Source organism: Achromobacter xylosoxidans, from assembly GCF_002192695.1.
In the GTDB taxonomy this organism is placed as follows: Bacteria; Pseudomonadota; Gammaproteobacteria; order Burkholderiales; family Burkholderiaceae_B; genus Achromobacter; species Achromobacter xylosoxidans_C.
On record NZ_MTLG01000112.1, the window covers coordinates 178,507 to 195,567 of the forward strand.

The 17,061-nt window shown below is 62.8% G+C and carries 15 protein-coding genes; 4 read left to right on the forward strand and 11 right to left on the reverse strand.

The annotated features are described in order from the left end of the window. Nucleotide 1: 1 nt before the first annotated feature. The 6 genes from BRO63_RS28190 to BRO63_RS28215 form a co-directional block, all read right to left on the reverse strand. Nucleotides 2–1,165 (reverse strand): acyl-CoA dehydrogenase family protein, encoded by a 1,164-nt coding sequence (locus BRO63_RS28190; RefSeq protein ID WP_088142954.1) that lies wholly within the window; start codon nucleotides 1,163–1,165, stop codon nucleotides 2–4. Further along, entirely contained in the window at nucleotides 1,162–2,409 is a 1,248-nt protein-coding gene (locus BRO63_RS28195) for a CaiB/BaiF CoA transferase family protein (RefSeq protein WP_088142955.1), read from the reverse strand. The genes BRO63_RS28190 and BRO63_RS28195 overlap by 4 nt, the downstream gene beginning before the upstream one ends. After that, nucleotides 2,406–3,386 carry a Bug family tripartite tricarboxylate transporter substrate binding protein gene (locus BRO63_RS28200; RefSeq protein ID WP_088142956.1) on the reverse strand — a complete coding sequence of 327 codons (981 nt, stop codon included), beginning with the start codon at nucleotides 3,384–3,386 and terminating at the stop codon, nucleotides 2,406–2,408. The genes BRO63_RS28195 and BRO63_RS28200 overlap by 4 nt, the downstream gene beginning before the upstream one ends. A 190-nt stretch (nucleotides 3,387–3,576) precedes the next feature. Continuing rightward, entirely contained in the window at nucleotides 3,577–3,897 is a 321-nt protein-coding gene (locus BRO63_RS28205) for a hypothetical protein (RefSeq protein WP_143219523.1), read from the reverse strand. 101 nt (nucleotides 3,898–3,998) lie between these two features. After that, nucleotides 3,999–4,982, reverse strand: coding sequence for a Bug family tripartite tricarboxylate transporter substrate binding protein (locus BRO63_RS28210; protein ID WP_088142958.1), 984 nt, complete (start codon nucleotides 4,980–4,982; stop codon nucleotides 3,999–4,001). A 27-nt stretch (nucleotides 4,983–5,009) separates the two neighbouring features. Further along, nucleotides 5,010–5,795 carry an alpha/beta fold hydrolase gene (locus BRO63_RS28215; protein WP_088142987.1) on the reverse strand — a complete coding sequence of 262 codons (786 nt, stop codon included), beginning with the start codon at nucleotides 5,793–5,795 and terminating at the stop codon, nucleotides 5,010–5,012. Between the two features lie 91 nt (nucleotides 5,796–5,886). On the opposite strand from BRO63_RS28215, the gene BRO63_RS28220 reads away from it, so the two are divergent. The 3 genes from BRO63_RS28220 to BRO63_RS28230 all read left to right on the forward strand — a co-directional run bounded on the left by BRO63_RS28220 (nucleotide 5,887) and on the right by BRO63_RS28230 (nucleotide 8,683). Then, nucleotides 5,887–6,951 (forward strand): GlxA family transcriptional regulator, encoded by a 1,065-nt coding sequence (locus BRO63_RS28220; RefSeq protein ID WP_088142959.1) that lies wholly within the window; start codon nucleotides 5,887–5,889, stop codon nucleotides 6,949–6,951. 138 nt (nucleotides 6,952–7,089) lie between these two features. Then, nucleotides 7,090–7,623 (forward strand): hypothetical protein, encoded by a 534-nt coding sequence (locus tag BRO63_RS28225; protein WP_088142960.1) that lies wholly within the window; start codon nucleotides 7,090–7,092, stop codon nucleotides 7,621–7,623. A gap of 97 nt (nucleotides 7,624–7,720) precedes the next feature. Further along, a complete protein-coding gene (locus tag BRO63_RS28230; protein ID WP_088142961.1) occupies nucleotides 7,721–8,683 on the forward strand; it encodes a bifunctional GNAT family N-acetyltransferase/nucleoside diphosphate kinase regulator in 963 nt (320 codons plus the stop codon). Between the two features lie 23 nt (nucleotides 8,684–8,706). Here BRO63_RS28230 and BRO63_RS28235 read toward each other — a convergent pair whose 3' ends face one another. Beyond that, nucleotides 8,707–9,963, reverse strand: coding sequence for a D-amino acid dehydrogenase (locus BRO63_RS28235; protein WP_088142988.1), 1,257 nt, complete (start codon nucleotides 9,961–9,963; stop codon nucleotides 8,707–8,709). A gap of 252 nt (nucleotides 9,964–10,215) precedes the next feature. Here BRO63_RS28235 and BRO63_RS28240 point away from each other — a divergent pair, with 252 nt between their 5' ends. Continuing rightward, the gene (locus tag BRO63_RS28240; protein WP_088142962.1) at nucleotides 10,216–12,534 is read left to right on the forward strand and encodes a molybdopterin-dependent oxidoreductase; all 2,319 of its coding nucleotides are present in this window, start codon (nucleotides 10,216–10,218) and stop codon (nucleotides 12,532–12,534) included. 86 nt (nucleotides 12,535–12,620) lie between these two features. Here the strand turns inward: BRO63_RS28240 and BRO63_RS28245 are convergent, their stop codons facing one another. The 4 genes from BRO63_RS28245 to metC form a co-directional block, all read right to left on the reverse strand. After that, the gene (locus BRO63_RS28245) at nucleotides 12,621–13,640 is read right to left on the reverse strand and encodes a Bug family tripartite tricarboxylate transporter substrate binding protein (RefSeq protein WP_256943426.1); all 1,020 of its coding nucleotides are present in this window, start codon (nucleotides 13,638–13,640) and stop codon (nucleotides 12,621–12,623) included. A 108-nt stretch (nucleotides 13,641–13,748) separates the two neighbouring features. Beyond that, nucleotides 13,749–14,528: an SDR family NAD(P)-dependent oxidoreductase gene (locus tag BRO63_RS28250; RefSeq protein ID WP_088142964.1), complete on the reverse strand. Its 780-nt coding sequence runs from the start codon at nucleotides 14,526–14,528 to the stop codon at nucleotides 13,749–13,751. A gap of 130 nt (nucleotides 14,529–14,658) precedes the next feature. Beyond that, entirely contained in the window at nucleotides 14,659–15,594 is a 936-nt protein-coding gene (locus BRO63_RS28255) for a 4-hydroxy-tetrahydrodipicolinate synthase family protein (protein WP_088142965.1), read from the reverse strand. Nucleotides 15,595–15,634: 40 nt separating this feature from the next. Continuing rightward, nucleotides 15,635–16,855 (reverse strand): cystathionine beta-lyase, encoded by a 1,221-nt coding sequence (gene metC / locus BRO63_RS28260; RefSeq protein WP_088142966.1) that lies wholly within the window; start codon nucleotides 16,853–16,855, stop codon nucleotides 15,635–15,637. Nucleotides 16,856–17,061: the final 206 nt, after the last annotated feature.

A 17,061-nucleotide genomic window follows, 5' to 3' on the forward strand; every position in this document is an offset into this window, starting at 1 on the left:
TTCAGCGCAAGCCCAGGCCGCGCGCGATCATGCCGCGCAGGATCTCGCGGGTGCCACCCCGCAGGGAAAACGAGGGCGACGCCTCGGTCACGTATTTCAGGGTCATCAGCAATTCCACCGGGATGTCCTCGGCCTCGCGCGAGTACAGGTCTTCCGCGATCCAGGCCGGGATCATCTGCTCCAGCGTGGTGCCCAGTTCCTTGACCAGCGCCGCCTCCACGATGGGGCTGGCGCCGCGCGTCAGCTTCTCCTGCACCGACACCGACATGGCCCGCAGCGGCGTCAGCTGGCCCAGCACCTTGCCGGCCAGCCGCTGCGCCGAGGGCGTGCGATTGGCGGGCAGGCGCGCATAGTCCAGCCATTGATCGAACAGCACGATGCTGGAATACAGCCGCTCCGGACCGCTGCGCTCGAACGCCAGTTCGGCCGTGACCTGTTCCCAGCCCTGCCCTTCGTCACCCACCAGCGCGTCGGCGTCCAGCTGCACGTTGTCGAAGAACACTTCGCAGAAGTGGCTGTCGCCCGACAGATCCTCGATCGGGCGCACCGTCACGCCGGGCAGGGACAGGTCGACAATCACTTGCGACAGGCCCTTGTGCCGGTCCTCCGGTCCGCCCGAAGTGCGCACCAGCGCAATCATGTATTGGCAGTGATGGGCATTGGTGGTCCAGATCTTCTGGCCGTTGAGCAGCCAACCGCGGTCGTTCGGCACTGCGCGCGTGCGCACGCTGGCCAGGTCCGAGCCCGAGTTGGGCTCGCTCATGCCGATGCAGAAGAAGGACTCGCCGCGACAGATGCGGGGAACGTGGAAGCGCTTCTGGGCCTCAGTGCCGTACTTGAGGATGAGCGGCGCGCTCTGCCGGTCGGCAATCCAATGCGACCCGACCGGCGCGCCGGCATTGAGAAATTCCTCTACCAACACATAGCGCGCGAAGGCGCTGCGTCCGCCGCCGCCATACTCGCGCGGCAAGGTCAGGCCAATCCAGCCGCGCTCGCCCACGCGGCGGCTGAACGTGGTGTCGTAGCCGCCCCAGGAACGCGCCCGGATATGCGCCGGCATATCACGCACTGCTTCCTGCAGGAAGGCGCGAACGGCGGGGCGCAGGGCCTCGTCTTCGGGAGGAATGCGCGTCAGCGGCAATGCCAGTGAATTCAGACTGCTCATCCCAGGACTCCATTGATTCGATGCGTGTGCAGGGTATCCGCGCTCAAGCCCAGCAGGCGGGCCAGGACGGCATCGGTATGCTGGCCCAGCTGCGGCGGCGCGTGGCGGTAGCTCACCGGCGTATCCGACAAGCGGATGGGGCTGGCGACCAGCGGCACCTCGCCCGCTTGCGGGTGCTGCATGCTCATGCGCAGGCCGCGCGCCTGGACCTGCGGATCCTCAAATACGTCCGCGACGGTGTTGATGGGTCCGCAAGGCACGCCGTGCTGCTCCAGCAGCGCGACCCAGTCGCGCGTGCTGCGGGTGACGGTGATGGCGCGCAAGCCTTCGATCAGCTCCTCGCGATGGGCGATCCGCGCCGCATTGCGCGCAAAGCGCTCGTCCTCGGCCCATTGCGGCCGTTCTATGGCGGTGCACAGCCGCGCGAATTGCCCATCGTTGCCGACGGCCAGGATCATGTGCCCATCCGCCGTCGGAAAGTCCTGGTACGGAAGCGTATTCGGATGCGCGTTGCCCATGCGGCGCGGCGTTTGCTGGCCATACAGATAGTTCATCGCCTGATTGCCCAGGCAGGCGACGCCCACGTCAAGCAAGGCCAGATCGATATGCTGGCCGCGCCCGGTGTGCGCGCGCGCCTGCAATGCAGCCAGGATGGCAGTGCTGGCATACAACCCCGTCAGGATGTCGGTCAGCGCCACGCCCACTTTCATGGGACCGCCGCCGGGCGCGCCGTCGGGATGCCCCGTGATGCTCATCAGGCCGCCCATGCCCTGGATCAGAAAGTCGTAGCCGGCGCGATGCGCATACGGACCGTCCTGGCCAAAGCCCGTGACCGAGCAATACACCAGCCTGGGGTTCAGCTCGCTCAGCGACGCGTAGTCCAGCCCGTATTGCGCCAGGCCGCCGGTCTTGAAGTTCTCGATCAGCACGTCGCATTGCTGCGCCAGCTGCCGCACCAGTTCCTGCCCTTCGGGTTTGGTGAAATCGATGCTGACCGACTGCTTGTTGCGGTTGGCGCACATGTAATAGGCGGACTCGCCGGTGGGTTGCCCCACCGGATCGGTCACGTAGGGTGGTCCCCAGGCGCGCGTATCGTCGCCCGTTCCCGGCCGCTCCACCTTGATCACTTCGGCGCCCAGGTCGCCCAGCGTCTGGGCGGCCCAGGGGCCGGCCAGCACGCGCGACAGATCGAGCACCTTCACATTCTGCAGGGCTTGCGACGTCATGCTCGCCTCTTTCTTCATTGTTGGGGAACGTTCGCCTTCTTGACGATGCGTTGCCACAGCGCGATTTCCTTCTGCTGGAATTCGTGCATCTGCGCAGGCCCGCCCGTCATCGGCGTGGCGCCCAGGCGTTCATAGAAGGCGCGGGTTTCGGGCATCTTGGAAATGCGCGTGAACAGCTCGGCCAGGCGCGCGGTCTGTTCAGCCGGCGTCTTGACGCTGACCATCGCGCCCACCCAGGTGTAGGCTTCGAATCCGGGCAGGCCGGCTTCGGTCGCGGTCGGCACGTCGGGCGAAGTCCCGACACGCTGGTCCGACGCCACCGCCACCACCTTCACGCGGCCGTCCTTGGCCAGTTCCTGCACCGCGGTCACCTCGGCGAACGTGTAGTCCACCGTGCCGCCGGCCACAGCCATGATGGCGTCGCCGGCGCCCTTGAACGGCACATGCACCGTCTTCAGGCCGGCGCTGTCGTTCAGCAATTCGCCCATCAACTGGTAGCCGGCCGACCCTGCTCCGAAATTCACTTTGCCGGGATTGGCCTGGGCATAGGCGATCAAGTCCTTCAGGGTGCCGTACGGCGCCTGCGGACTGACGGCCAGCATGGCGGGCGAACGCATCATCATGGTCAACGGCGCGAAATCCTTGACCGGGTCGTACGGCAGCGCCTTGAACAGCGCCGCATTGACCGCCAGCGTCGAATTGCTGCCGATGAAGACCGTGTAGCCATCCGCCGGCGCCGACAGGACGTTCTTCACCGCGATGAAGCCATTGGCGCCCGGCTTGTTCTCCACCACCACCGGCTGCCCGGTCAGCTCCTGCAGCTGGCGGGCGAAATAGCGGGCCGAGGTATCGGTGCCGCTGCCGGGGCCGAACGGCACCACGAACTTGATCGGCCGGGAGGGGAAGGTCTCGGCCAGCGCGACGGTCTGATGGCCGGCGGCGCCAAGCATTGCCACGGCCAACATGGCCGTCAGCATCTGTCTGCGGTGCAGCATGGAAGTCTCCTTTGGGTGGATGGCCGGCCGCTCTAGGCGGCGGTCCTGGCCATATGTTCCAGCGGATGACTTTAGGCGTGCTTAACAGGCCTGTCTAATATTAAGAATTTTAGATTTGATATTGAATGAATATCAGCGATATCCGCAGCCGCGCCCGGATCAGGCCCGACCTTGCCATTCCCGGCACAGATCAATCCGTGAATCTGGCGTTGTATTTCCAGTTTCCGTCAGGCAACAGCTCCACCCTATACGTGACCGAGGCCCATGTCTTCCCGAACTCTCTGTACAGGCCGGAGAGCTTATAGAGTCCCGCCTGGATTTCCTCCGTCGGGCCGATGAGATCCCGAAGCCCTTCCGGGCTCGAAATTGAAATGCTCATCCTTTCATAGGAGGCATCATCATCCCGGTGAACCACCATTTCCGCGATGCTCCATGACTCCGGCGTTGCCACGATCAATGCATTGGCCACTTCAAAATCAATCGGCGCCTGGCGCTCGACAAGCGATTCCATCGTCATTCTCGCTAAGGCTGTCTAATTGGAACAAGAAAGAGCCTGAATAAGCCCGTCCAGCTCGAATACTACTCCCGCCTGACCTCGCCCGTTTCCGCCCTTCATTGACCCAGGCTGCCAAGTTCCTTGATGAGCCCGGGCACCACCGAATACTCCTCCCGGTACTCCCGCAAGAATTCCTCCGGCGCATTGCCGATCGCATCGAAGCCGATGTTCTCCAGATACTTGCCGAACTCCGGATCGCGCACCACCTGCCGGGCCGCCGCCGCAAGCTTCTGTACCACGTCCGCAGGCATGCCGGCGGGGCCGCTCAAGCCGACCCAGGCCTTGTTCTTGAATATGAAGGCGTCGTATCCCGCTTCGGCGAAGGTCTGGACTTCCGGCAGCAACGCCGAACGCTTGTCGCCGATGACGGCGATGGCCTTGACCTTGCCGTCCGCGATCATGGGCGCGGCAATGCTGGTGGAGGTGAAGGTGAACGCCAATTGGCCGCCCAACAGATCCGTCATGGCCGGCGGCGATCCCTTGTAGGGGACATCAATGAACTTTACTGAAGACTGCCTGGCCAGGCTCTCCATGATCAGCTGCGGGTACGAGCCCGGGCCGTATGAACCATAAGCCAGGGGAATCTGCGCAGTCCGTGCCTGCTGGACCGCGCCCGCCAGATCCGCGGCCTGCATGGACTTGTTCGCGACGAGCACCGGGCCGGAAGCAGCAATCTTGCTGATCAGCGTGAAATCGCGCTGCGGGTCATAGGGCACCTTCATGGTGACGGTCGAAGAAATGAGCGCATCACCCACGCTCAGCATCATGGTGTAGCCATCTGGCTTGGCGCGCGCCACCTCGGTAGCGCCGATGGTTCCGGCCGCGCCGGGCTTGTTTTCAATCACGATGGGCGCGCCAAGCTGCGCGGACATGAGTTCGCCCAGCTTGCGTCCAATGGCATCGATGGGAGCGCCCGCCGAAGAGGGAACGATCCAGCGGATGGGCCGGTTCGGGTAGGAAGCTTGAGCCGTGGCGACGACGCTGCTCAGCGTCATGGCGCACGCCAGCGCTATTCCCAGTGTTTTCTTGATGACAGCCATTTTGTCTCCTCCTTGCGGGAGCCGGAATCAGTTGTGCGCGTCCAGGAACTCAAGCACCACGCGGTTGAACTCGTCCGCCGTTTCGAAATACGGCGAGTGGCCGGATTCTTCGAAGGTGTACTTCTGGCTGCCAGGCAGCAACTCCGCGACCAGATGGTGGCTTTCCGGCGTGAGGAAATCATCGTGGCTGCCGCCCGTCATCAGGGTCGGCACGCGGTAGCCTGCGAGTTCGGATGGATGGATCTTGACGTCGTCGGCCTGCATGGTCAGCGCCAGGAAGCCTTTCGGGTTGAGCGCCTTGATGCAACCGTACAGGTGCAGCATCTCGGGCCGGGCTTCGACGTTCTTGCGATTCCAGCCGATGCTCTTGCTGCGCAGGTCATGGCGGCCGTCATCGAAGGTCTTGCCGGCCTTGCGCAGGATCTCCCAGGTCTCGGGCGAATAGGCTGGCGTCGGCGAGCCGCTGATGAACAGCGTCTGGACGCGTTCCGGCTGCTTCACGGCCAGCGGCAGGCCCGCCCATGCGCCCAGCGACTGGCACACGAGGTTTACTTTGCCTATGCCTTCCTGGTCCAGGATGGCCAGCACGTCCGCGGGGTAATGACGCGGATGGTTGCCCTCCGGCGCGCAGGGAGAGTTCTTGAACCCCCGCAGGTCCATCACGATGACCTTATATTTGCCGGCGAAGAAAGGCACTTGCTGGTACCAGCAAATGGTGTTGCCGCCGCCGCCATGGATGAACAGGACGGGCGCGCCGTCGCCATAGGTTTCGTAGTAGATGCGGGTGTCGTCGGGTGCGGTTGCATAAGGCACGAAAAGCTCCTTGGAGGGATCGGTTGATCTAATATCTGCGTGTTGATTTTGTTCGATCTCCTGCGGAAACACCGCGCTCCAGACAGACATCATGGGTGCCGCTCCAGACAACTACCCTCTGCATGTGGACCTGCTGCTGCCAGCCGGCAGGCTGAATGGCCCCATCCATGCCGCGATCGATACTTTCCGCACCGCCAACGGTATTGCCCGCAGCCGCAGCGGGCAGGCGTCCGGCCATGTGGTGACTTGGCGCTGCGCGGGCGCGGCCCTGCCGGCGGGAACGGACTCCGCATCCGAACACCAGTGCTTTCTGCCGCCGGGCGCGCCGGATTCGGCAACGGAGCGCGCCATCTTCGTGCCTCCGCTGGAAACGGTCTCGGTGCCGCAGCTGCGCGCCTGCGTCGCAAGCAACGAAACCGTGCTGCGCGAAATCCGCGGCGCCGTGGCGGATAAGCGCTATGTCTGCGCGGTCGGCACCGGCGTCTGGCTGGTCGCGGCGGCGGGCGTCCTGGACAGGATGCAAGCGCCCGTGCAATGGGCGTACCAATCAGGTTTCGCGCGCACCCATCCGGACCTGGCCATCGCCAACGATCCAATTGTCTGGGCCGACGAGCGCATCCTGCTGGCTGGCACCCCTTCATTGGCCTATGACTGCGTGCTTGAGCTGATGGACCGCGCAGGCATCGCCGGACTGGCCGGTGCCTCGCGCGACAAGCTCGTCTTCGATCCCGCGCGGCAGTTCATCGCCTCGACGCTGCCCATAGACAAGGTCAGCGGCCTCACGCGCGACAGCCCGCTATATCGGGCCGTCCAGTGGCTGCTGGCGCATGCGCAGGAAGCCGTGACGATAGGCGACGCCGCGCAGCATGCGGCCGTCAGCGAAAGGACCCTGGCGCGCCTATTTCGGATGCACCTGACGATTACGCCTCATGAATTCCTCACTGACGTACGGATGCGGAAAAGCCAGATGTGGCTGGAGGTGACGCTGCGCTCGGTGGAGGACATAGCCAATGACTGCGGCTATCAGGACGTCGCGGCCTTCCGCCGCGCCTTCAAGCGCAAGTTCGGCGTTACGCCGGCGGATTACCGGCGCGAGTACACGCAGCGCGGGCCGCGGGCGCGATGGAAGATGGAACAGTATGGAAGCGAGGAGTAGCGGGCGGAGATATCCTGCGCCCTGGCGAAACTCGGGGCGGTCGCATGGGCATGCAAGAATACATGGCCCATGCCATGCGGGGGACTGGCTGCTGGGATCGCCAGGAATGCGCGTGGAACACTCAGGGACTCGAACACTATGGGAATTTCCGCGGCGGCCAGCCACCGGCTGCGCATGCTGCTCGGCGGAGCAGCTTCAATCGTCTTTGCCTGGTACTGCTTCCACGGATTGGGGTGGCTTGCGCGCAGGGTCGGGATAGTCCCGATCGTGCACTACGATCCGCCGGTAATCCAGTGGCTTCAAATCGGCGACCCGATATTTCAAAGCTGGTACCAGGTCCGCGTGTCGGAAGACTTTACGCTAGCCGGCCTCGCGCTCATTTTCCTGACCCTGGTACTGTCCTATTACGTCGCACGCGTAGCCTATCACCTCAGCTTCGCGAAGGTCTTTACCCGTTACGACCGTTGGTTTCTTGCGGGATGGATGATCGGCGCGCCCTTGATGGCCGCGCTGGGGCACATACTCGTCTTCATGGTGTTCGAGCATCCCTGGGCGCAGCGATGGCCCACGCTTTCCGGCGCAGCCATGCTGATCGCTTTTTCCGGGTCGGCGAAACTGTATGTGGATTCCTGGCAATGGATCATGCGCCGGCGCAGGGTTCATCCGATCTGACACGCCTCCCCGGCCTGGCACGCGGCGTCCTTTCCGGGCCTGCCCAGCATCCATCCGCATTCCGTCCTAAAATGCGCGGTTTGCCGAAAGAACCGTCATGGCCGTCGCCATGAAGGGCTTTCATCCTTTACAAATGAGTGTGGTGAAGATGAACAAGCCTTTCATTTCGCTGTGCCCGGAAATTACTCGGGCACATGCGCTGACTCTGATGGATTGGTTGGAAGATGAACGCGTTACCTGCTATCTGAGCGATTCGCGCCATGTCTCCCGCTTCATCGAGCAAGCCATCGATCGGACGCAACTGCCGATCCTGACTCATCTGTTCAACCAAGGCGGCCGGTTCTTCATGGCCTATGACCGGCACGACGTCCCCATCGGTTTCGTGCGCCTGGTCAAGAGCGGCCCGGACTGCGAGATCGTCCTGGTCATCGGAGACTGCGACAACTGGGGCCGCAACCTTGGCGCCAGCACGATCCGCGAAGGCATGAAGCTGGCCTTCCTCGACATGCGGGCCGAGAAGCTCATCGCCAAGATTCATCCGGACAACGCGCGCTCGCTGAAGACCTTTCTGCGCAGCGGCTTTCTGCTTGAAGCCGAAACGCCGACACTGAAGTCGTTTTCCATGACTGCGGGGCGCTATCTCCGGCTCTTGCGCGAAGGCGCCGTTGGCGACTCCACCGATATCTACATCACTGAAATCGACAAGGCCCGGCTCAAGAGCCTGATCGAACTCGAGCAAGGCCCGACTATTGTCGAGCTCGAGCACGAGCTGGAGCGAGCCATCATCGTCAAGCCGCAGCAGGTAGCGCGGGACGTGGTCACGATGAACTCCAGGGCCTTGCTGCAGCTGGACGACGAAGAAATGGAAGTGGCCCTGGTCTACCCTGAAGACGCCGACAGCAGTACCGGAAAGTTTTCCGTATGTTCCGACGTAGGCGCCGCCATCCTGGGCTATCAAGAAGGGGACACCGTCGACTGGCGGATTTCGGACCGGACCCGCCGGATCGGGATCAGGAAAGTGCTTTATCAGCCGGAAGCCGCAGGCGATTTCCACCTGTAGGTTTGCCGGGTGAAATAGGCATCCTAGCTACGAAAGCGCTCGATCGTAAGCCCCTCGAGGTCGATTTCGGGCTTGCGGCCACATACCAGATCCGCCACGATCCGGGACGTTCCGCAAGCCTGGGTCCAGCCGTTCGAGCCATGCCCGCTATTGAGAAACAGCCCGTTCCAACCCGAGCTTCCGAGAATGGGGGGACCATCCGGCGTCATGGGGCGCAGGCCCGCCCAGAACGTGGCGTTGGCATAGTCGATACCGTTTGGGAACAGGCTACGCACCGCTCGGACCAGCACATCCTTGCGGCCCGCCTTCAATGACAGGTCGTGGCCAACCAGTTCGGCCATGCCCGCCGCGCGGATTCTGTTGCCCAGTCGTGAAATCATGACCTTGTTGTGTTCATCCATGACCGACATATTGGGCGCTTGATCGGCATTGGTCACCCGCGCGGTAATGGAATAGCCTTTGAGCGGATAGACGGGAAGCTCGATCCCCAGCGGCGCAAGCAATGCGGGAGCCTGGTTGCCCAAGGCGACAACGGTGGCATCGGCCTTCAGTACGCCGCCAGAGGTCTCGGCACCCACCACCCGCCCGCCCTCATGCAGCAATCGCCGCACCTCGGTGTCGAAGCGGAACTTCACGCCTGCACGCTGAAGCCAGGCGGCCAATGCCTGGCAGAAAATGTGGCTATCGCCGGAGGCATCGGCCGGTAAATGAAGGCCGCCCGCGATCTTGGCGGTGGCGTCTCGCAAGGCCGGCTCGACTGCCAGCGCATCGCGCCCGTTCAACACACTGTGGGGAATGCCGAATTCCTTCAGTGCGCTGGCGGCAATATTGCCGTACCGGCACTCCGCTTCGGTCTGGAATAGCTGCAACACGCCGCCCGCATGAAAATCGAACGTGATCGGCGTTTCGGCCATCAGCTGTTTCAGGCAAGCAAGGCTATAGTGGGCCACGCGCTGCATGCGCAGCTTGTTGACGCGGAATCGCGGCGCATTGCATTCCATCAGCCAGCGCCGGGTCCAACGAAGCCTTTCAAATTCGGGCCAAAGCGAAAAGCGCACAGGGGCATCGGCTTGCAACGCCATCTTCAATACCTTGAGCGGCATTCCCGGCGCCGCCCATGGCGCTGCAAAACTCGGACACAAACCGCCCGCATTGCCGAAGCTGGTTTCCATTCCTGCCGCCGAGCGGCGTTCCACGACTTCGACGTCGTGGCCTTCGCGGCAGAGGTAGTAGGCCGTTGTGGCGCCGACTACGCCGGATCCTAGGATGAGAACTTTCATGGGCATGGTTGTCTTGGTCGATCGCGATATCCGCGGCGTGGCCGGAAGGTGCAGCCCGACAGTGCCCCGCCTGACTGGATTCAAGGATAAAGGGTGCCGGAGTGAAATTTATTTCATTGTTTTGATGTCTACCCGCGTGAATGGGAAAAATATTCACCTGCCGTGTTGTTAGCATTGAATGGCGCGTTGAATATTCGCAATCGGTCCGGATCCTCGAAATGCGCGAACCCTGGGCCAGAACCTCGTCAAATCATGTCTGAACAGATTCGCCGCTTCCCCTCGCTCTCTCACTGGGGCGCATACACCGCGGTCACGCAAGGCGGCCGGCTGATCGATTGCGAGCCGTTCGCCCACGACAGCGCTCCCTCGAGCATCCTGCAATCGATGCCTGCCATGGTCCACTCGCCGCTACGGGTGAACCGGCCAGCCATTCGGAAGGGATGGCTGCGCGATCGGCACCTGTGCGACGGGAGCGAGCGCGGACGTGACGACTATGTAGAGGTCAGTTGGGACGAAGCCCTTGCGGCAGTCCACTCGGAACTCCAGCGTGTGAGGGCGGAGCATGGCAGCGAGGCCATTTTTGGCGGCTCATATGGCTGGTCATCGGCAGGCCGGCTGCACCATGCGCGCACCCAGACGCACCGCTTCCTGAACGCCGGCGGCGGCTTTACGAATCAGGCGGGGAACTACAGCTGGGGCACCGCGCAGTTTCTGCTGCCCCATGTGATCGGCACCTATACGCCGGTGACAGGCCGCGTGACGGACTGGAACAGCGTCACGAGCCATACGCGGCTGCTGATCGCATTTGGCGGCATGCCGTTGCGCAATACGCAGATCACCTCGGGCGGCGCCGGGGACCATCCCGTGCCCGGGCAGATCGAACGGGCGGTGGCAGCGGGCATGGAGCTTGTGGTCATAAGCCCAACCCGGGGCGATGTTCCTCCCGGCGTGCGCGCGCGCTGGATTCCCATTCGTCCCAACACCGACGCCGCCTTGATGCTGGCAATGATTCAGACGCTGATCGCCGATGGCGTCCACGACGAGGAGTTCCTCCAGGTCCATTGCGTAGGATTTCCGGCCTTGCGCGATTATCTGGCAGGCAAGGCGGACGGAACCCCCAAGACGCCCGAATGGGCCGAGGCGATCTGCGATGTCCCGGCCGAGACGATCCGCGCGCTCGCGCGCCAGGCGCGCAACACTCGCACGATGCTGACTTGCGCATGGTCATTGCAACGCGCTCATCGCGGTGAACAGCCGTATTGGGCAAGCATTGCGCTTGCCGCTGCGCTGGGGCATATCGGGCTGCCTGGCGGGGGCTTTGCGTTTGGGCATGCGTCCATGAATGGCGCCGGAAACCCGCGCATGGAGATTGCAGGGCCCGCCATGGAATCAGGGCGCAATCCGACCGGCTCGGTGATTCCTGTTGCCCGGATCACCGACATGCTGCTGCATCCTGGCCAGCGCTACGAATTCAATGGGCGGGAAGGTACCTATCCGGACATCAAGTTGGTGTACTGGGCCGGCGGCAACCCCTTCCACCACCAGCAGGACCTGAATCGATTCAGCCGCGCATGGAGCCGGCCGCAAACAATAGTCGCCCACGAGATCTGGTGGACACCCATGGCGCGACGCTCGGACATCGTGCTGCCGGCCACCACCACGCTGGAAAGAAACGACATCGGCGGTTCGACGCGCGACCGCCACGTGTTCGCCATGCATCAGGCCCTGGCGCCGATCGGCTCCAGCCGCAATGACTTCGACATATACCGGGAACTGGCCGCGCTGGGCGGCTACGAACATGCCTTTACCGAAGGCCGGGGCGAGATGGAGTGGGTACGGCATATCTACGAATCCATGGTCAAGGAATGGCGCGGCAGCGGCCATACGGCCCCTGATTTCGATGCTTTCTGGAGCCGCGGGTTCGTGGAAATTCCCGAGCCAGAAACACCGTTCGTGCTGTTCGAAGAGTTCCGTCGCGACCCCGAAACCAATCCGCTGCGTACCCCGTCGGGGCGCATCGAGCTGTATTCGGAAAAAATCGCCGGATTCGGTTATGCCGATTGCCCGCCCCACCCCAGTTGGCTGGCGCCGGACGAATGGCTTGGATCACCCAAGGCGGCCCAGTGGCCGCTGCATCTGCTCACCCCGCAGCCCGCAGGCAAGCTCCATTCCCAAATGGACGGCGGCAAGACATCGGTGGACCTCAAGGTCAATGGCCGGGAGGCGCTGCGCATCGCGCCGTCGGATGCGCAAGCGCGGCGCATCGGCCAACATGATCTCGTCAAGGTCTACAACGACCGTGGCGCCTGCCTTGCGACCGCGGTGATCGACGCCGACCTCAAGCCTGGCGTGGTGGCTCTGCCTACGGGAGCATGGTTTGACGCTGTCGACGAGAAGCTGGAGATCCACGGCAACCCCAACGTGTTGACGATCGACGTGGGCACTTCCCGCTTGACTCAGGGAAGCAGTGCCCAGTCTGCACTGGTGGAGGTGGTGCGCTGGGAACAAGCTACGCCGTTGGTGCGGGCCCTGGAGGTACCGGTAATCGTCAAATTGGATCGCGCCGCATAGCCCTCAGGCCCGATGGCCGGATGCGGCCTTATCTGAACGCGCAGAGCGCCCCTGGGTGGGGCGCTCTGGTTCCTGGGGAAGCGGCCTCAGTCCGCGGTGATATTGGCCTGCTTGATGATGGCGTTGTATTTGGTCGTCTCGGCCTGGATGTACTGCGCGAAGTCCGCGCTGTTCCTGTAGGAGCTTTCAAAGCCGAGGTTGTCGAGTTGCTCCTTCATGCTGGCGGACGTCATGATTTTCTGCGTGGCGACTTCCAGCGTCTTGAGTATCGGCTCCGGCAGCTTGGCGGGCGCCCACAAGCCATACCAGGAATAAAACTCGAAATCCTTCAGCCCGGCCTCGCGCATCGTCGGAACGTCCGGAAGCAAGGGGCTGCGCTTGTCGCCGGTTACCGCCAGCGCACGTATCTTGCCTGACTTGACCATGGGCAGCGAGGAGAGCATCGGATCGGCCAGCGCGTGAACCTGCCCGCCGATCAAGTCGGTCAAGGCAGGGCCGCCGCCTTTGTAGAGGACGATCGGGATCTGCAGATCGGCAAGACCGCCTTCATAGGCGAACTGCGCGATGGCGAGGTGCCCCGCCGAACCAAAGCCCGTGGTTGCAAAATTGTATTTGTTGGGAGCTGCCTTCACCGCGCCGACGAATTCCTGCACGGTCTTCGCGGGGACATCGTTGTTCACGCTGAAAATCAATGCGCCCTGGGCCAGACCACTGATGGGGGTGAAATCCTTCACCGCATCGAAGGTCATCTTCTTCCCATAGAGCAGCGGGTTGATGTTGTGGATCGAGGCATTCAGGTACAGCGTATAGCCATCTGGCGCCGCACGCGCGACCACGCCCGCGCCCACCATCCCCGACGCGCCCGCCCTGTTGTCGATGATGACCGATTGCTTCAGTTCCTCGCCTAGCTTCACGGCAAATATGCGCGCAAGGCCGTCGACGGAACCGCCAGGAGGGTGAGGCACCACGATGGTAATCGGGCGGCTGGGATAGGAGGCGTCCGACTTCGATTGCGCCTGTACCGAGCCCAGCACGGCCAAGCTGCCAACAACTGCCGCAATGCCTTTCATGCAAAAGCGGCGAGAACGAAAAGGGGTATTACGCATGACGAACGATCTCATTGAAAATGGTTGGGCAACGAGTACCGCTCCCCTCCCCGTGCCCGCAATCCATGAAAGAGGGGGGTGTGGAAAGCGGGGATGATCGTAGGCGAATCAGTAGGTGCCTGGATAGGCGGCGCCGTCTATTAAGATATTCTGTCCGCATATATAGCCGGATTGGGCCGCGCAGACATATGCGCAAAGCGCGCCCAATTCCTCGGGCTCGCCGTAGCGTCCGGCAGGATTGTTGGATCCGCGCTCCGTCCACAGCTGTTCGAAACTCTTGCCGCCTGGTTCCAGCATTCCTTCTATGTGATGCCGCTGCGCATCGGTGGCGAAGACGCCCGGAAGCAGGTTGTTGATGGTGACGTTGTGCCGCACCGTCTGGCGGGCCAGGCCCGCAACAAAACCCACCAAGCAGGAGCGCGCGCCATTGGAAAGGCCGAGTTCAAGCTGCGGCGTTTTGACGCTGCGTGAAACGATATTCACAATGCGGCCGAAGCGGCGTTCCATCATGCCGTCAACGACCCGCCGGATCATGTCGATCGGCCCGAGAGCCATGGCATCAAGGGCTGCATGCCAGTCGGACTGGGTCCATTGGCGAAAGTCACCGGGCGGCGCCCCGTCCGCATTGTTGACCAGGATATCGGGCGCGGGGCACGCCGCAAGCGCCGCCTCCCGCCCTTCATCCGTGGTGATATTGGCAACCGCATAGCGGACCCGGGTTCCCGTGGCCGCCGTGATTTCATCTGCCGCCTTGGCCAGCGTGCTTTCCGTGCGCGCCGCGATGGTCACGTTGACGCCTTCGCTCGCCAACTGATGGGCGCAGGCGCGGCCCATTCCCTTGCTGCCGCCAAAAACCAGCGCATGGCGGCCTCGAATTCCCAAATCCATAGCGTTTCCTATTGCAAAGGCGCAGCCCGAGCCATGCCATGAAATGGCCGGAAAGGAGTTCCGTCATCAGGAAGCCGCAAGGCGGACAATCTTCCGACGCACGTCCTTTCCGGACTCGTCCTGCAACGGATCAGGCGGCCTTCAGCTGCAGCGAATTCCAGCCGTACTTCTTGTCGAGGCCCAGCGCCTTGACCGCGCGCAGGCCCTTGAGCAAGGGCTCTCCTTCCAGCGCGCGCAGCGGCTTGCGCAGTTCGCCTGCCGGCAGGCCCACGGCCTTCATCAGCGATTTGATGGCCACGGGATTGATGGCCGAGTACGAGTAGTGCAGCAATTGCAGATTGCGCAAATAGGACTCGCGGAAGCTGACGCTGACCTCGGGCGACGTCCAGGGCTGGGAAATCTCGGTCAACTCTGCCGGCGCAATGTTGCCGGTCATGTTGGCCGTGCCATGGCCGCCCAGGCTCATGGTCGGCACGACCAGGCCCAGATTGGGCGAATCGCAGCACATCACGGATACGTCGGGCGCGCCGTATAGCACCTGCGCCACCTGGCCCACGCGCGTGGTGGATTCCTTGTGGACCACGTAATTCGGGTGCTTGAAGATGCGCAGCAGCTGGTCCCAGTGCAGGTCGCTCTTGACGCGCGGCGGATTGTTGTAGATGCCCAGCGGCAGGTCGGTGGCATCGGCGATTTCGAGGAAATAGCTTTCGATGTCCGATTCGGAGGCGCAGATGTAGGCGGGCGCGGCCAGAATCGCGCCATCGGCGCCGTTGGCCCGCGCAAAGCGCAGGTAATCCATGGTGGCCTCGGTGTTGTTGCCGGTGCAGCCATAGAAGAGCTTCATCTTGCCGGTCTTCATCTTCGCGGTTTCGACGATGATGTCCTGACGCTCCTTTTGCGACAGCATGGAAACCTCGCCCGTTGAGCCCATGATGAGCACGGCGCTGGTGCCGTTGTCTTCCTGGAACTTCAGCAGCTCGCGGAAGGCTTCGTAATCGGGGCTGCCGTCCTTGTTGAAGGGCGTAATCAGGGCCACGAAGGACCCGGTGATCTTCATCTTGCTCATGTATATCTCCAGTAATGTCCAAATCAAGAATGGGTAAGACTCAAGCCGAGCGGGCGGCTTCTTTCCGGGTATCTTGCTGCTGCGCCTGCTGGCAGGCGACCATCGCAGCCAAGCCCTGCTTCAGGTCGGCGATCAGGTCTTCCGGGTCTTCCAGCCCCACATGCATGCGTACTGCCTTGCCCTTGTGAGGCCAGCGATCGCCGTGGTGCCTACCCGGAGTGAACGGTATGGCCAGGCTTTCATATCCGCCCCAGGACACGCCGATTCCAAAATGATGCAACGTATCGACAAAGGCGGCCACTGATTCGTCGTCGCTTGCGCGCAGGACTACCGTGAAAAGGCCGCTCGCCCCATTGAAATCGCGCTTCCAGATGGCATGGCCCGGGTGCGAGGGCAGCGCTGGATGCACCACGGCCTCGACCTCGGCTTGCTGCTCCAGCCACTGAGCCACGCGGATTCCCGACGCCATATGCTTCTGCAGCCGCACGTCCATGGTGCGCAGCCCGCGTAGCGCCAGGAAGATATCGTCGGGACTGGCCGTCTGGCCCATTTCCTGCGTCGTCTCCTTGACCTTGGGCCAGGTGGCTTCGTTGCAGGTCACCACGCCCAGCATGGCGTCCGAATGGCCCACGATGTACTTGGTCGCGGCGTGGATGGACACATCGACGCCATGATCGAAAGCCTTGAAGAACAAGGGCGTGGCCCAGGTGTTGTCCATGACGACGAAGGCGCCGTGCGCGTGCGCCGCCGCCGCGATGGCGGGAATATCCTGGATTTCGAGGGTTTCGGAACCCGGTGACTCCACAAATACGACACGCGTATTGGGCTGCATGAGCGATTCGATGCGCTTGCCGCAAGCAGGGTCGTAGACCTGTACCTCAACCCCGAAACGGCTGAGCACGCGATCGAGGAAGGAGCGGGTCGGAGAATAGGCGCTATACGACACCAGGATATGGTCGCCGGCCTTGAGCAATGCGGTGAGCGCCGTGGCGATGGCCGCCAGGCCCGATGGAAAGACCAAGGAGCGGTGCCCGCCTTCCAGGGCAGCCATGGCCTCCTCGAATGCGTGGGCGGTGGCGGTTCCATAGCGGCCATAGGTGGTGGCGCCCGGCTCTTGCGCGGCGCGGGCGCGCTTCATGCCTTCCCATTCCGCCATGCTGCCCGCGAGTATCGTCGACGCCCTGCAGATGGGGGTATTCACCAGGCCGCCAAAACGTTCCGGATGCCGGCCTGCGCTGACGAGTTGAGTGCTTTGCCTCATGAACTTCAATCTCCGTGGATGCACGGCCAACGCTTCCACGGGAAGTCGGTGACCACTGATGACGTGATCAAGTCTATGAGGTTAGCGGGTGAAAACTCTTCGATTTTTTACCCCTTCCGGAGGCAAAAAGAGAAAAATAATCACCGCCGAATCCTGACAATCTGACGCAGGCGGACTGGCCATGCCGGTCAGGCCCGGCACGGATG

Bases quoted from the DNA above. Each gene is read 5' to 3' on its own strand.
- BRO63_RS28240 (WP_088142962.1), top strand. From the start codon at position 10,216: ATGTCTGAACAGATTCGCCGCTTCCCCTCGCTCTCTCACTGGGGCGCA.
- BRO63_RS28190 (WP_088142954.1), bottom strand. From the start codon at position 1,165: ATGAGCAGTCTGAATTCACTGGCATTGCCGCTGACGCGCATTCCTCCC.
- BRO63_RS28245 (WP_256943426.1), bottom strand. From the start codon at position 13,640: ATGCGTAATACCCCTTTTCGTTCTCGCCGCTTTTGCATGAAAGGCATT.
- BRO63_RS28210 (WP_088142958.1), bottom strand. From the start codon at position 4,982: ATGGCTGTCATCAAGAAAACACTGGGAATAGCGCTGGCGTGCGCCATG.
- BRO63_RS28230 (WP_088142961.1), top strand. From the start codon at position 7,721: ATGGCCGTCGCCATGAAGGGCTTTCATCCTTTACAAATGAGTGTGGTG.
- BRO63_RS28195 (WP_088142955.1), bottom strand. From the start codon at position 2,409: ATGAAGAAAGAGGCGAGCATGACGTCGCAAGCCCTGCAGAATGTGAAG.
- BRO63_RS28200 (WP_088142956.1), bottom strand. From the start codon at position 3,386: ATGCTGCACCGCAGACAGATGCTGACGGCCATGTTGGCCGTGGCAATG.
- BRO63_RS28205 (WP_143219523.1), bottom strand. From the start codon at position 3,897: ATGGAATCGCTTGTCGAGCGCCAGGCGCCGATTGATTTTGAAGTGGCC.
- BRO63_RS28235 (WP_088142988.1), bottom strand. From the start codon at position 9,963: ATGAAAGTTCTCATCCTAGGATCCGGCGTAGTCGGCGCCACAACGGCC.
- BRO63_RS28250 (WP_088142964.1), bottom strand. From the start codon at position 14,528: ATGGATTTGGGAATTCGAGGCCGCCATGCGCTGGTTTTTGGCGGCAGC.
- BRO63_RS28255 (WP_088142965.1), bottom strand. From the start codon at position 15,594: ATGAGCAAGATGAAGATCACCGGGTCCTTCGTGGCCCTGATTACGCCC.
- metC (WP_088142966.1), bottom strand. From the start codon at position 16,855: ATGAGGCAAAGCACTCAACTCGTCAGCGCAGGCCGGCATCCGGAACGT.
- BRO63_RS28220 (WP_088142959.1), top strand. From the start codon at position 5,887: ATGGGTGCCGCTCCAGACAACTACCCTCTGCATGTGGACCTGCTGCTG.
- BRO63_RS28225 (WP_088142960.1), top strand. From the start codon at position 7,090: ATGGGAATTTCCGCGGCGGCCAGCCACCGGCTGCGCATGCTGCTCGGC.